Source organism: Paenibacillus hubeiensis (genome assembly GCF_032334105.1).
Classification (GTDB): Bacteria; Bacillota; Bacilli; order Paenibacillales; family Paenibacillaceae; genus Paenibacillus; species Paenibacillus hubeiensis.
Genome location: NZ_JAVYAE020000009.1, coordinates 19610 through 33315, shown reverse-complemented (window position 1 = coordinate 33315; position 13706 = coordinate 19610). Strand labels below are relative to the sequence as shown.

Sequence of the window (13706 nt, the reverse complement as noted above, 5' to 3'; positions counted from 1 at the left end):
CGTGATCCAGTGTGAAGGACTTGTTAAAATTTTTAAATCCAGCGACGTGGAAGTCGTTGCCCTTCAAGGTCTGAATTTGACGGTGAACCCGGGAGAGATGATGGCGATCATCGGAAATAGCGGAAGCGGAAAATCGACGCTGCTCAACATTCTCGGCGGCCTTGACCGGCCGACAGCCGGTACGGCCATCGTCGGCGACTGGGATTTGCTGAAAATGACGGATGCGCAGCTCGTGGAATACAAAAGGCATACCGTCGGATTTATTTGGCAGAACAACGGCCGCAATCTGCTGCCGTATCTCACGGCCCTGGAAAACGTGGAAACGCCGATGATTCTAGGTGGAAAGCGGGATCGCGCATACGCCAAACAGCTGCTGGAATGGGTCGGGCTCAAGGATCGGATGCATAACAAGCTCCATCAATTGTCGGGTGGGGAGCAGCAGCGGGTTGCGATTGCGATTTCATTGTCCAATCGGCCGAAGCTGCTGCTCGCCGACGAGCCGACCGGTTCGGTCGATTCCGAGACATCGGATACGATCATGAATATTTTTCGCAAAATGAACAAGGAATTAGGCGTCACCATCGTGATCGTAACGCATGACCTGACGCTTGCGGGCAAGGTCGACCGGATCGTTGCCATTCGTGACGGATTAACGAGTACAGAATTTGTGAAACGCAACGAAAATCTGGATGACGAGCATAACTTGCCTGGTTCGGGAACGCCGAGCATTCATGAAGCTTTTGTCATTATTGACCGGGCCGGGCGGCTTCAGGTACCGAAGGAATACCTAGAGGCGTTATCAATCGACAACCGGGCGACGTTGGAATTTGACGGCGAGCGTATCGTGATTACGCCGCCAAGATAATCATGAGGGGGAATTGGGGAATGAAGATGTGGGGAAAACGTGTGCTGGGCATATTGGCTACAGCCAGTCTGGCATTGCCGCTGCTTGCAGGTTGCACGGCAAGCGAATCGAAGGACAACGAGCAGCGCGTATTGCGTGTGGCCACCTTGTGGGGCAATACAGACGATAGCTATTTTCGCCAGCAGTTTACGGATGCCTTTGAGCTGACACATCCGAATATTACGATTGAGGTTGTACCAGCCGTTGAGCAGGGCAGCATGTACGGTTACGGCAACACGGATGAGCAGCAGGAAGTTCCGGATACGATGGAGAGCATCAAAAAAATCATGACCGGAGACAATCCGGTGGACGTGGTTGTGGCCGATACGTCAACGATCAGGTCGTTGATCCAAGAGAACATGCTGAAACAACTTGATCCGCTTATGCAAGAGGATAAGTTCGACACGAGCGATATCGTACCGAGCGTGCTGGAAGGCATCAAAGACATCGGAGATCAGAGCATCTATGCGTTGACGCCAACGTTTTCCTCGTCCGCCCTCTTCTACAATAAGGCGATCTTCCAGAAGGCAGGCGTAGAGCCGCCGACGGATAACATGACTTGGGACGACATCTTTAACCTGGCGACTCGCGTTACCAGCGGCGAAGGCAAGGACCATGTGTTTGGATTTGCGTTCAGCACATGGCAAGGAGGATCGCCCTACTATTCGATGCAACAGTACTATAGCGCGCTTCAACTGAAAATTTTCGACGATAAGGCGGAGAAAATGACGGTCGATTCGCCTCAGTGGGAAAAAGTATGGAGCAAGATCAGCAAGCTCGCCATTGACAAGGTTACCCCGAAAGGGGATGAGCAGATGGACCAAAGCAGTGGCGAAAGATACAACCCGCTGCAGGGCGATCTGTTCCTCAGCAGCAAAACGGCCATGGCTTTAGGCGATTATAGTTACATCAACCAGTTGATCGATGCCAACAAAAACGCCGATAAAATGGAAGGGTTCACGAAAGTGGATTGGGAGGTCGTCACACCGCCCGTGCATCCCGAAGCGCCAGGAATCGGCGGCAACATCTATCTCAGCAATTTGATGGCGATCAACAGTTCGGCGCAAAATCCGGATGATGCCTGGGAACTGATCAAATACATGAACAGCGAGGATTGGGCAAAAATCAAAGCGCGCAGCGCCTATGAGATGGTTTCCCGCAAGAGCTTCATCAAGCCGAAGGATGGCATGGATTACAACATTCAGGCCTTCTATACGTTAAAACCGATTCCGCCGACCAATACGAATCTGGACAAAATGTACCAGAAGATGCCGAATCTGTGGCAAGTTAGCGATAAAGGCATGGAGTACTTCAACCAAGTGCTGGAGAACAAAAAAACACCGAAGGAAGCACTTGCCGAATGGGCTGCTAAGGGTAACGAAATGCTGGCAAAGTTGAAAAAGGACCCAAAAGCGACATTTAACCCATAAGAAGTCATGTTTTAATTTGCTTCATCCTGAAGCTGCCGGAGATTTGGTCTCCGGCAGCTTTTTTTGACTTTAAGCATGCAGGATATAAAATTGGAGCAAGCGGGGTATTCTACATATTGAGCAATGGATTGGAAAGGAGGGTGACCTATGCATTGGATATATTTTAGCAAGCTTTACGCCACCAAATTTCAAGCAGGCTGTTTGGCCAAGCGGCTTGAACATGATGGTTGGTTATATGGATACAGCGACCCGTCAGAGATCGAGATTTTCCGTTCCAAAAAAGGGAGATATGGTGTTCGATTTATTCCCTGACATTACCCCTTGACGTATAGGATATAAATGGTGTATATTAATTAAGTCGCTATTTTGATTTTTTACTGACGCGGGGTGGAGCAGCCCGGTAGCTCGTCGGGCTCATAACCCGAAGGCCGCAGGTTCAAATCCTGCCCCCGCAATCAAGTTTCACTCGATGTTTAAACAGCCATCATGTGAACGTTATACTTTTTTGGTGAGGGTCCTTAGCTCAGTTGGTTAGAGCGGTCGGCTCATAACCGATTGGTCACAGGTTCGAGTCCTGTAGGACCCATTTCCTCAAAGCCCTTGCGCAGCAAGGGTTTTTTTCTGTCTATTAACATATCTTCCTGGATCTGCTCTTCGTCATTATACCGAACGTTCCCTCACGCGATAGCCCTATTTTCCATATTCCATGATTGTCCATAGCTTTCTCGAATCTAGCATATATTATTATCATCCTAAGCAATTGCATGGAATGTGAAACTGATATGAAACTTATGTCGTATATATATAGAATAAAAATCCAAATAGGAAAGAGGCAGGGGCATCGTGAAAAAAATGTTAGCGATTATGATTTATCCTTTCGCCATGATTATGGGAGCATTGGCCGGAGGAACGGCTGAGCTCGGAAGCCCGGAAGGCATCCGGTTTATGCGGGACGTCACAACAGATCGGAGCTATGACGGACAAGAGATATATGATAGAATTGAGCATAGAAAAGCATAATTACATATCAACCTGAACTGTAAAGGCAATGGGATTGAGGCATTTTCTCGGCTTGCGGACCATTGCTCTTGAAGGAGTTGCAGTACGTGACCCAATCGGCGCGTGCTTGCCTTTAAGCCGGTTCGTACCTCTTTATGGGGTATGAACCGGCTTTTTAATGACGAAGAATGGGGGAGTTGGGCTTGAAAATTGTCATCGGTCAACCGAAGCTTGAGGATGGGCTTCTGCAGTTGGAAAAGGAGCTCATGGACAACGATGCGGATATTTTGCTGTTTCCGGAGGGGTATTTGAACCAGAACGTGGACCAAGCGCGTGAGCTGGCGGCAAGGTACGGAACCATGATCGTGTCCGGACATCGCAGGCTGAATGAACGTCCGAAGGATCGTTCCATCGTCATTGACCCAAAAGGCAAGATCGTGTTGGAAAAGGCGAAATATACGCCAGCTGAGGCCGTAGAGGAGCAAGGATGGAGGATCAGTACATTGCTATGCGATGAGCTGGTACTTCAGGGGTTTGAGAATGAAGAAATAGGGAAGGTGGACATCCTGATGCATTCCATCGGGGTGGGCATGTTCAGTGAAGAGCAGTATGAAGAATGGCTGGAAGCCGCTCGCGGCATTGCGGTGAAGAACAGATGCCTCGTTATGGGGTCAAGCCATGGAGACGGCTTCTATCGCGATTCTGAAGTGTCCATCCCGATCGCGTATTGCATTGCTCCGGATGGGACGGTGCTGTTGGCCGCTCGAAACGATACGCGTACTCGCACGGTCATTCTAAACAGCGATGGAGGAAGAGGTCGGATCCGGACGGGAACCGGCAAGCAAGCAGATGTCGCCGTGGAGTAGCGAGACAAACTCCTTGATTTTGGGCGCTGTAGATTGGGATATGGCCCGGTCATTCCAATTGAATTCGCATATCTTATGGCATACCTTGAAATTCAAAGGAGGCCAATCAAATGAGTCAAGTTGGATACGGTTGTGGAAATGGCGGAGTATGGACTTCCACAAGTGCAATTCTGGTGTTGTTCATCCTTCTCGTAATCATCACAAAATCCTTCTGGGTATAAGCTGGATACCCCTGAAATCCTTGTGATTCGGCTGGGCTCCGCCGCTTGACGGCGGAGCTTGGCGCGAAACATGGGGAATGAGCGGCATGCGGGTCATTTGACAACCGAAAAGAATGTGCTTAAAATCACATAAGAGACTATATCAGAGATTGAAGGGATTTGCATGCCGTTTATTCGCTTTAGAGGATTTACAGGTAATCAATTGGAGGAAGTCGTACCCCGAATTACCGAGCAGATGGCTTTTGTATTCAATATTCCGGAAGAGAGAGTAAAGGCGGAACGGTATGATGTACAAGCACTTACGCCTTCGCCGGCGTCCGTCGAAATTTTGATGTTTCAGCGGCATCAGGATGTTCACAACCGTATGGCATCCAGCATACATGGGATCCTGGCTGAGGCCGGAGTGCCTGATGCGCATATCTTTTTTAACATTTTATCTCCTTCGCTATATTACAAACAGGGTAAACCATTGTTGGACTATCCGTTGGACTAAGCTGAAGCGGTCAACCGTGGAGGCGCGAACATAGGGCTTCAGCATGTATGGACGAGCAGCGCAAGCTGCTCGTCTTTTGGTGTGGTGGATATGACAAGAGTTCATTAAAACTGCCGTCTGTCTTCCTGTTTGATCTCGAACCGGGATGCCCTCGATGCACGTTTCGCATAGATGTTTTCCTTTTCCTGGATCAAAAGCACAAACGCGATCGCAAAGACAAGCGTGGTCCACGATAATGCGGCCGAACTCCATAATGTGGACGCGGCCCCCCAATGTACCGTTGCCAAAAAGGTGATAGGCAATCCGACAACGGTGGCGGTATGACTGGAAAAAGAGAGCAGGCTGTTCGCCTTGGCGATTTCGGTTTCCAAAGCATGACCTGCCGACCATGGCAGAGCATGAAGCAATGCGGATTCCCACCCTTCCAGCAGGGATAACAGAAAGGCAGCGGCGAACAGGATGGGAAGATGCTGCTTCAAGTAGGGGAGGCTGGCTGCAATTGCAGACAGCAGCAATGTTTTGGTTGCAAGCATACCGATCAAGAGTCGTGAAGAAGCAAAGTGCTTGATTCGCGATGAAACAGACAAGCCTGCGAAACTCCGTACTGCCACCTGCATAATGGGAAACAAAAAAGCCCAGAGCAAGGAGTCTGTCAGTCCATAAATCATGATGGTGATGACTGTAATGTATATTACATGAACAAAAGAAAGTAGTGTTTTCGCCGCCCAATAAGGATAAAATGCAATGTTCATAAGAATAAGACCCTTTCTCAGATACCGGATGTCGGCAACAAGCCCGTCATTTTATAATAAGATGCCATGTAGCGCCATTCCACAAATAAAATTATCATTTTTTGCTCATTGAACGGCAAAAAGCAGCGATTCCTGGAGGAATGCTGCTTCATCGTTTTATTTTCAGCCGACGGAAAGGGTAAAAGCCACAATCAGCATAACCAAACTTGTCATTCGGACAAAAATCATATGTGAGCTTTCGGGCTCCGATTCCCCTCGCGTGATCCAGCCATAACGCAAATACCAGCCCACTTTAGGGAAACAGAAATTAATGATGCATAATGTCATAAAGATAAAAAAGAGGGTTCGCATACCGTTCATCCTTCCTCATGGGCATGATCCGATTCCCTTAATGACTAGGCGTCAGTATTCGATAGAATAGCCAGGATCGTGCTGTCGGTAACGAGTAAGATGTTTGTGTTGTCTAACGTAATGATATGTTACCACATCGAGCCGGGTTTTGAATCGGTTGGAATAAACGAATTCGCTTGAATGATACATATTAAGGATTGTTTGGCGAACGGACGTTCTGTTATAATGCAAAGGGAATGAGAGGAGGCAGCATGAGCAGAACGCACAGAAAAAAACGAAGAAACAAAGGATTCGGCAGCTTAAAAAAGAAGGGTTTGACGCTTCTTACTTTGATGGTGGTGCTGTTCTTTGCCTGGTTTAAGGGAGAGATCCCGCTGGATTTGCCTGCATGGCTTGATCAGGGCACCACTCAGGGTGTGGATCACACGATTACGTTTCCGTCCGAACGCTACCCCGAGACTGCAGCGCATATTAAATCCGCCATTAAAGCAGGGCATTCCGATGTCTGCACCATCGATCGGGACGGAGCCGAAGCCAATCGGGAATTGTCGCTTAAGGGCGTGCCGGTCAAAAAAGGGTATGATCGCGACGAATGGCCGATGGCCATGTGCGCCGAAGGCGGCGCGAATGCGGATATCCAATATATTACGCCAAAGGATAACCGTGGAGCAGGATCTTGGGTCGGGAATCAACTCAGTACATATCCGGACGGGACCCGGGTTCGATTCGTAGTCAAATAATATTCAAAAGAGCTGATTTCAAGGAGACAAGCCCCTTGCGAATCAGCTTTTTTCCTGAAATTTTTGGATGAAGAAAAAAACGTCCCGAAAGTGCCGGAGTGTTCTGGTCCATCGTTACAGGTCGGCAGCTGTCATCTGCAGGCCGTTCAGATGGTGTGACCGGATGCTCAATATCCGGGTAACCTGTTCCACTTCGTCAAAGGGAATCCACAGGTTTCCCTGCACAGTTCTAAGGGTCAATATGGATGAGTCGGCCGAACGCTCGGGAGTTCCGGTAACGGTTTGCCCGCTCGTATTGCGAACCACGATTTGCTGTTTGCGGCGAATGGCAATATCTACCTCTTTTTTCATAAGACATTACTCCTGAACATGGGATATGAAAACATATTCTTTAATATCAATGGTTAATTGGGCTTCTTTATGTAGTCTATCAGAACTAGGTATCGATTTCCAGAAATGCATGCCGTGAATTCACCGGAAAATGAAAGACATGAAGCGCAAAACGGGTAAATGAACATAAAGAACTCATAATGAGATAGCGGTCCGAGGAGGAATGGATATGACTCAATTGCTGATTGGCATGGCAAGCACAGAAAATGAAGCGATACTGATGCTCAACAGGTTAAAGCTTGTCGGGATCGCGAAGGATCGTCTTGGCGTCGTGGCGAAGGAACAACTGGATTTGGAACGGGTAAGCGAGCAAACCGAATTGCCTAAGCCTTTGAAAGGAGGCGGCACAGACGGTGCGTTTGGAGCGCTCAAAGGAGTATTGGCCGCGTTGGATGAGCGCAAGGACCAGATTCAGACGGTGGGGCAAGCTGTCCGGCGTTTGGCAGGCAATCAAATTGGCGAAGGCACGGACGATCTGGTGCTGATGCTGACCGAAGCGGGCATATCCGAGACGAAAGCGCAGATGTATGAAACTTTTTTGCTTGACGGTGGCTTAATCGTTGTAGTGGAGTGTGATGACTCCGAGTTGGATGAAGTTATTCCGATTCTAAGTATGGAGGAAAAACCGCAGGCTTGAAAGCTTGTATTCTTTTTAGTTTAATTTAAGGCGCATTTTAGGTTCTTTTAATGTTGGCGATGTATTCTTTACTCACACCTCCCTTAATATAGATGGTTGATCTGAAAATTCGAGACCGCAACTCGGATTTTCCAGAGGGACTGCCGGCTTTGTCCGGCAGTCCCGTTTCCATGTCATGAGACAAATATGGGGCGATGGTTGTGCACTCACGTTTATTCATTACAATTATAAAAAATATGTTGCATAATGATTAATAACATGATATTATATTTCTTGTCGCCTCAAGTAATTAAAGAAGGACATACATATGCCGGGGTGGCGGAATTGGCAGACGCACAGGACTTAAAATCCTGCGGTAGGTGACTACCGTACCGGTTCGATCCCGGTCCTCGGCATCCATTAAAAAAAGGAAATCCCTTAATACATAAGGGATTTCCTTTTTTTGTATTTTGAATGAACTCTCCCGATTCAAAGGGAACGAGTGCATTATTTCTTCTTTGGGGGGCGGATTGGGGGCGAACTTTAGGATCGAAGCAAGCAGTATGCAAAATTGCCCGATGCAATAGCTGTACGGAAGGCTAATCTCATAATCGCAAAACTCCAAACATAGGATCTAAGACGGCGTTCTGTCGGGAAAAAACCTCGGTTAGGAAGACGGCGAGTGATCGTGTATAATGAGGAAATAGTCATTAATTACCTTTATCTTGCGGGATAAATTACAGAGATTTTTACAGGCACAAACCATTTCTGATGATGGAGGACTCGGTATATGTTGAAAAATCTTCAGGCTTACCAAGTATTGCAGGAGCGCAGGATTGAGGAACTCAAAGCGGACGCCTATCTGTTGGAACATACGAAGTCGGGCGCCAGAATTTTGCTGCTGTCCAACGAGGATGACAATAAGGTGTTTAATATCGGGTTCAGAACGCCGCCGAGCGACGATACGGGCGTACCGCACATTTTGGAGCATTCGGTGCTCTGCGGGTCGAAGAAATTTCCGGCCAAAGATTCCTTTGTAGAATTGTTGAAAGGCTCACTCAATACATTCTTGAACGCTATGACATATCCGGACAAAACGGTATATCCGATTGCGAGCCGAAACGCGCATGATTTTCACAATCTGATGGACATCTATCTGGATGCGGTACTGAACACCAACATTTATGAAAACGAAAAAATATTTTTGCAGGAAGGCTGGAATTACAACCTGGCTTCCCCCGAAGACGAGTTAACGTACAACGGGGTCGTATACAACGAAATGAAGGGTGCTTTCTCGTCGCCGGAACGCGTCGTGCGCCGTGCGGTGCTGAATTCCCTGTTCCCGGATACGACATACTCCAACGAGTCAGGCGGCATTCCCGATGCCATTCCGGACCTTACATACCAGGGTTTGCTGGATTTCCACACCAAGTACTACCATCCGTCCAACAGTTACATCTATTTGTATGGCGACATGGACATGGAGGAAAAGTTGAACTGGCTGGATGAAGCCTATCTGAGCCATTATGATCGGACAGAGCCGGATTCGGCCATCGGCCTGCAATCCCCTTTTGCAGAACGCGTGGACGTCGTGACGAGTTATTCTGCCGGCAGCACCGAATCGGAAACCGACAACAGCTTCCTGACGTACAATGCGGTCATTGGAACGACGTTGGACAAAGAATTGAACATTTCGCTCGAAATTTTGTTGTACGCACTCCTTAACGCGCCAGGCGCTGTTCTCAAGCAGGCCCTTCTGGACAAGGGCATCGCGAAGGATGCATACGGTTCATACGATGACAGCTTGTACCAGCCTGTGCTGACGATTGGACTCAAAAAGAGTAATCTGGAGAGCAAACAGGTGTTCCTCGATACGGTGCGCGAGGTGCTTGAAAGCGTTGTGCGGGACGGGATCGATCCAAAGGCACTGCTCGCGGGAATCAATTCCTATGAGTTCAACCATCGCGAGGCCGATTTCGGCAGAATGCCGAAAGGACTCATCTACGGTCTCCAGACATTGCAGAGCTGGTTGTACGATGATCAGGCGCCGTTCATGTACCTTGAAGCCAATGAGGTGTATGACGCACTGAGAACAAAGATGAAGGAAGGATACTTTGAACAACTGATTCAGCGCTATTTGCTGGACAATACGCATGTTTCTTTCGTTGCGGTGACACCCGACAAAGGGTTGAATTTGCGCAAGGAGGAGGCGCTCAAGGCGAAGCTGAAGGCGCTGCAGGCCGGACTGAGCGAGACGGAAGTTCAAGAGCTGGTACAGCGGACACAGGCGCTCGCAGACTACCAGAATGCACCGTCGACGAAAGAACAGCAGCAAGCGATCCCGACGTTGTCGATCGAGGATATTGAACCGAAAGCCTCTGTCCTGCATCAGACGCTGAAACAGGCAGACGGCACCACGATCGTTCACCATAATTTGTACACCAACGGGATCGGATACCTGAAACTGTTGTTCGACGTCAAATCGGTGCCGGAACGTCTCTTGCCCTACGTCGGCCTGCTGAAAAGCGTGCTTGGTTACGTCAATACGGCGAACCACACGTTTAGCGATCTGTCTAACGAAATCCATATTCATTCCGGCGGCATTTCGGCCAATGTAAGCGCGAGCGCCGATGCGAAGCAGTTTAACGCCTATAAGGCAAACTTTGAATTCAGCGCAAAGGTGCTGTACAGCAAATTGGGATTTGCCTTTGACATGATCGAGGAAATCATTCTGACCTCCAAGTTCGATGACTCCAAACGTCTGTACGAAATCATCTCCCAGTTGAAGGGCCAGCTGCAGCGCAGCTTGATCAACAGCGGCCATTCCGCCGCCATGGGCAGATCCTCGGCCAAACACTCTGCGGTAGCCTCGTTCCGGGAAGCCGTGGGCGGCATTTCTTTCTATCAGTGGCTGGAGGAGGTTCAGGCCCATTACGAGGAACGGAAAGAGGAGCTTGCCGACCGTTTCAGGGAACTGACCGGCATTATTTTCAGGCCGGAAAACCTGCTCGTGAGCTATACGGCGGATGACGAAGGTTATGCCGGACTGGAGCAGCGCGTGTCCCAACTGAAAGGAAAACTGTTCACCCATGATGTGCCCAAGGAAGATCCGTCGTTCAAGCCGGTGAATCATAAGGAGGGGTTCAAGTCTCCTTCGGAGGTGCAGTATGTGGTGCAGACGGGCAATTTCATCGCAAAAGGGTATCGGTACACCGGATCGCTGCGCGTGCTGCAGGGCATTCTTTCCCTGGATTATCTCTGGACGAATATCAGGGCCAAAGGCGGCGCTTACGGCTGCATGACGGGGTTCAGACGGAATGGCGACAGTTACATGGCCTCCTATCGTGACCCCAATCTGGAGAAAACGTTCAAGGTGTATGAGGAAATGCCGCAATACTTGCAGCAGTTCAAAGCGGATGAGCGCGAGATGACGCGGTACATTATCGGTGCTATTCAGGACCTGGATACGCCGCGTACGCCTCATGGCGAAGGCGTGTTCTCCCTGGAGTGTTATTTGTCCAACGTGACGGAAGAAGACCTTCAGCGGGAACGCGACGAAGTGCTGGGCACAACGGAAAGCGACATCGTCGGTTTTGCGCCGCTCGTATCGGCGATCCTGGCAGACGAGTATCGCTGTGTCATCGGCAATGAGAATAAAATTGAAGAACAGCGCGGGTTATTTGATGAAACGCTGGATCTGATACGATATTAAGCTTCAGCAGGCTTTTGCACGGTGGAGCTAAAGGACGGATCAAGTCAAGGGATTTCTCGGGGTGGATTTATTTCGCTTCGGGGAATCCCTTTTTTCATTGATTTTTCGGGGGGAATACACGATGCATACGTCAACAATCCGATGCTGTATCCTTCTTTCTGGCTAGCTGTCTTCCATTATGTTAAAATGGTGGATAGTTTATGTGCCGTTGGATCAAACAAACGGCTGCGCAGGCAGCAGGACCCGGTGTGGACTGCACGGATATGCATTCATCAAGGAAAGGAGTCCATGCAATGTTTGGAAACGATTGGGATACGGTGCTTCAACAAGAGATTGAGGCGGACTATTTCAACGATATTCGTTACGCGCTTGCGGCGGAGTATAAGACACAGACCGTTTACCCGTCCAAGGAAAACCTGTTTTCCGCGCTAAAACTGACCCCGTACCATAAGGTCAAAGCGGTCATTATTGGCCAGGATCCGTATCATGGGGCGGGTCAGGCTCACGGATTAAGCTTTTCGGTCATGCCGGATGTGCGCATCCCGCCGTCTTTGCAGAACATTTACAAAGAACTTCACGCCGATCTCGGCTTGCCCATTCCGAAGCATGGGTATTTGGTGCACTGGGCGGAGCAAGGCGTATTACTGCTCAATGCGGTGCTTACGGTGCGTGAAGGTCAACCCAACTCCCACCAAGGTCTTGGATGGCAGCGTTTCACGGATGCGGTAATTCGTGCCTTGAACGAGCGTTCAGAGCCTATGGTATTCATGCTGTGGGGCAGTCATGCCCAAAAAAAAGGAGCTTTCATCAACCGTGACCGGCATTTGGTGCTGCAATCCGCACATCCTAGCCCGCTTGCCGCCCACCGCGGCTTTTTCGGGAGCAGGCCGTTCTCCAAGGCAAATGAGTTCTTAAGCTCCCATGGCGTCGCGCCGATCGACTGGAGCATACCGCAAATATAGAACGACAGAGAGGTGAGGGCATTGCGGCATTGGGAGGGACGGAAGGTAGCAGTATATCGCGCATCCGGCATACGCGAGCCACTGAAAGGAACGCTGGTGGAATGGGATGAAGAAGCGGAGTGTGTTCGAATTGGACCCAAGCGAATCAAGGTATCGTTCGATAACATCGCCATGATCAGGCCGCTGCCCGAAGAAAGCCTTCCTTTGAAAAAAGCCCGTTCCGACTTGCATAAAGTCGGCTATGTGATGAAGAAGGCATTGCAGTTCGACAATGCCATTTATTTCAAATCACGGGTCATGATCTGGCATCGCGCCAAAATCGTCGCCTACTCGACAACGATCCTTCGCCATGACGAGGACCAGGTCGTCATTGCCGATGGACGGAAGCTTCGCAAGGACAAGCATCTTTTCGTTGTACGTTCAAGGCGGGGCATCCGCTAAATGGCATTACTTGGCGTGTTAGAAATTTAATATGTATTTCATGTAAAGATCATATGGATTTAATCTTCGGCCTTTATATTAAATGTAACAACCCCTTCTAAATGATGTGCAAAGACTGAAAGCCCGGCCGGCTGCAAACGGTCGGGTATTTTTTTGCCAGGAAAAGCCGAACGGAGATAACATGGGAATGACAATAAAGTTGTATACTAAAACAATGGAGAAGAAAAGGAGTGACATCCGTGAAGCGTATATGCGTATTTGCAGGGTCCAACCCTGGTAGACAACCGGAATATACCGAGCAGGCCGTGCAATTGGGCAAATTGATCGCAAGCAGGGGGTATGCGCTTGTTTATGGCGGATCACGAATGGGTTTGATGGGAGCCGTCGCGAATGCCGTGCTGGAACAAGGCGGAGAAGTCATCGGCGTCATGCCGACAGGTCTGTTTCGCGGTGAAATCGTACATAGCGGATTGACCGAGCTCGTTGAAGTAGGGACGATGCACGAACGGAAAGCGACGATGGCCGAACTGTCGGACGGCTTCATTGCGCTTCCGGGAGGCATGGGCACGTTCGAGGAACTGTTCGAGGTGTTGTGCTGGGCACAGATCGGCATTCATCGCAAACCTGTCGGACTGTTGAATGTGAACGGATATTACGAACCGCTGATGAAAATGGTGGAGCATAGCGTGCACGAAGGATTTTCGAATACGTCCCATTTGAGCTTGTGGAGCCTTGAATCGGATCCGGCCGACCTGCTTGCCCGCATGGAAGCTTACGTTCCCGCACCATTGACTCAGAAATGGTCGGAGCTTGGTGCCGATTAAATAAA

The 13706-nt window shown here is 49.4% G+C and carries 16 protein-coding genes and 3 tRNA genes; 16 read left to right on the top strand and 3 right to left on the bottom strand.

Translation table 11 applies throughout. From position 1 onward, the window contains the following. The first annotated feature begins 1 nt into the window (after position 1). The 9 genes from RSX24_RS20955 to RSX24_RS20915 all read left to right on the top strand — a co-directional run bounded on the left by RSX24_RS20955 (position 2) and on the right by RSX24_RS20915 (position 4913). A complete protein-coding gene (locus RSX24_RS20955) occupies positions 2-865 on the top strand; it encodes an ABC transporter ATP-binding protein (protein ID WP_236416587.1) in 864 nt (287 codons plus the stop codon). A 20-nt stretch (positions 866-885) separates the two neighbouring features. Beyond that, positions 886-2334, top strand: a complete 1449-nt coding sequence (locus RSX24_RS20950; RefSeq protein WP_339273824.1) for an ABC transporter substrate-binding protein — start codon at positions 886-888, stop codon at positions 2332-2334. A gap of 147 nt (positions 2335-2481) precedes the next feature. After that, a complete protein-coding gene (locus RSX24_RS20945) occupies positions 2482-2646 on the top strand; it encodes a hypothetical protein (protein ID WP_236416582.1) in 165 nt (54 codons plus the stop codon). Between the two features lie 69 nt (positions 2647-2715). Next, a tRNA-Met gene (locus tag RSX24_RS20940) sits at positions 2716-2789 on the top strand. Positions 2790-2846: 57 nt separating this feature from the next. After that, a tRNA-Ile gene (locus tag RSX24_RS20935) sits at positions 2847-2920 on the top strand. Between the two features lie 257 nt (positions 2921-3177). Beyond that, entirely contained in the window at positions 3178-3354 is a 177-nt protein-coding gene (locus tag RSX24_RS20930; protein WP_236416580.1) for a hypothetical protein, read from the top strand. Positions 3355-3536: 182 nt separating this feature from the next. Then, positions 3537-4199, top strand: coding sequence for a hypothetical protein (locus RSX24_RS20925; protein ID WP_343261700.1), 663 nt, complete (start codon positions 3537-3539; stop codon positions 4197-4199). Between the two features lie 110 nt (positions 4200-4309). After that, entirely contained in the window at positions 4310-4420 is a 111-nt protein-coding gene (locus tag RSX24_RS20920) for a YjcZ family sporulation protein (RefSeq protein ID WP_236416574.1), read from the top strand. A 163-nt stretch (positions 4421-4583) separates the two neighbouring features. After that, a complete protein-coding gene (locus tag RSX24_RS20915; protein ID WP_236416573.1) occupies positions 4584-4913 on the top strand; it encodes a DUF1904 family protein in 330 nt (109 codons plus the stop codon). Positions 4914-5017: 104 nt separating this feature from the next. Here RSX24_RS20915 and RSX24_RS20910 read toward each other — a convergent pair whose 3' ends face one another. After that, positions 5018-5500, bottom strand: a complete 483-nt coding sequence (locus RSX24_RS20910; RefSeq protein WP_343261699.1) for a hypothetical protein — start codon at positions 5498-5500, stop codon at positions 5018-5020. Positions 5501-5827: 327 nt separating this feature from the next. After that, on the bottom strand, positions 5828-5992 hold the full coding sequence (locus RSX24_RS32420) for a DUF6199 family natural product biosynthesis protein (RefSeq protein ID WP_486180157.1): 165 nt from the start codon (positions 5990-5992) through the stop codon (positions 5828-5830). A gap of 275 nt (positions 5993-6267) precedes the next feature. On the opposite strand from RSX24_RS32420, the gene RSX24_RS20905 reads away from it, so the two are divergent. Then, entirely contained in the window at positions 6268-6756 is a 489-nt protein-coding gene (locus RSX24_RS20905) for a NucA/NucB deoxyribonuclease domain-containing protein (RefSeq protein ID WP_236416569.1), read from the top strand. A 114-nt stretch (positions 6757-6870) separates the two neighbouring features. Here RSX24_RS20905 and RSX24_RS20900 read toward each other — a convergent pair whose 3' ends face one another. After that, positions 6871-7107, bottom strand: coding sequence for a hypothetical protein (locus RSX24_RS20900; protein WP_236416567.1), 237 nt, complete (start codon positions 7105-7107; stop codon positions 6871-6873). A gap of 208 nt (positions 7108-7315) precedes the next feature. Here RSX24_RS20900 and RSX24_RS20895 point away from each other — a divergent pair, with 208 nt between their 5' ends. The 6 genes from RSX24_RS20895 (at position 7316) to RSX24_RS20870 (ending at position 13701) form a co-directional block, all read left to right on the top strand. Continuing rightward, positions 7316-7783: a general stress protein gene (locus RSX24_RS20895; protein ID WP_236416565.1), complete on the top strand. Its 468-nt coding sequence runs from the start codon at positions 7316-7318 to the stop codon at positions 7781-7783. 309 nt (positions 7784-8092) lie between these two features. Beyond that, positions 8093-8178: transfer RNA gene (locus RSX24_RS20890), tRNA-Leu, on the top strand. Between the two features lie 374 nt (positions 8179-8552). Continuing rightward, entirely contained in the window at positions 8553-11474 is a 2922-nt protein-coding gene (locus tag RSX24_RS20885; protein ID WP_343261698.1) for an insulinase family protein, read from the top strand. Between the two features lie 293 nt (positions 11475-11767). Continuing rightward, positions 11768-12436 (top strand): uracil-DNA glycosylase, encoded by a 669-nt coding sequence (ung, locus tag RSX24_RS20880; protein WP_236416561.1) that lies wholly within the window; start codon positions 11768-11770, stop codon positions 12434-12436. A gap of 21 nt (positions 12437-12457) precedes the next feature. Then, positions 12458-12877, top strand: coding sequence for a hypothetical protein (locus tag RSX24_RS20875; RefSeq protein ID WP_339273682.1), 420 nt, complete (start codon positions 12458-12460; stop codon positions 12875-12877). Positions 12878-13116: 239 nt separating this feature from the next. Next, positions 13117-13701 carry an LOG family protein gene (locus tag RSX24_RS20870; RefSeq protein ID WP_339273680.1) on the top strand — a complete coding sequence of 195 codons (585 nt, stop codon included), beginning with the start codon at positions 13117-13119 and terminating at the stop codon, positions 13699-13701. The last annotated feature ends 5 nt before the right edge of the window (positions 13702-13706 follow it).

What these genes read in the sequence shown, in the direction of transcription:
- RSX24_RS20900 (WP_236416567.1), bottom strand. Translation starts at nt 7,107, where the DNA reads ATGAAAAAAGAGGTAGATATTGCCATTCGCCGCAAACAGCAAATCGTG.
- RSX24_RS32420 (WP_486180157.1), bottom strand. Translation starts at nt 5,992, where the DNA reads ATGACATTATGCATCATTAATTTCTGTTTCCCTAAAGTGGGCTGGTAT.
- RSX24_RS20950 (WP_339273824.1), top strand. Translation starts at nt 886, where the DNA reads ATGAAGATGTGGGGAAAACGTGTGCTGGGCATATTGGCTACAGCCAGT.
- RSX24_RS20945 (WP_236416582.1), top strand. Translation starts at nt 2,482, where the DNA reads ATGCATTGGATATATTTTAGCAAGCTTTACGCCACCAAATTTCAAGCA.
- RSX24_RS20885 (WP_343261698.1), top strand. Translation starts at nt 8,553, where the DNA reads ATGTTGAAAAATCTTCAGGCTTACCAAGTATTGCAGGAGCGCAGGATT.
- RSX24_RS20895 (WP_236416565.1), top strand. Translation starts at nt 7,316, where the DNA reads ATGACTCAATTGCTGATTGGCATGGCAAGCACAGAAAATGAAGCGATA.
- RSX24_RS20905 (WP_236416569.1), top strand. Translation starts at nt 6,268, where the DNA reads ATGAGCAGAACGCACAGAAAAAAACGAAGAAACAAAGGATTCGGCAGC.
- RSX24_RS20920 (WP_236416574.1), top strand. Translation starts at nt 4,310, where the DNA reads ATGAGTCAAGTTGGATACGGTTGTGGAAATGGCGGAGTATGGACTTCC.
- RSX24_RS20915 (WP_236416573.1), top strand. Translation starts at nt 4,584, where the DNA reads ATGCCGTTTATTCGCTTTAGAGGATTTACAGGTAATCAATTGGAGGAA.
- ung (WP_236416561.1), top strand. Translation starts at nt 11,768, where the DNA reads ATGTTTGGAAACGATTGGGATACGGTGCTTCAACAAGAGATTGAGGCG.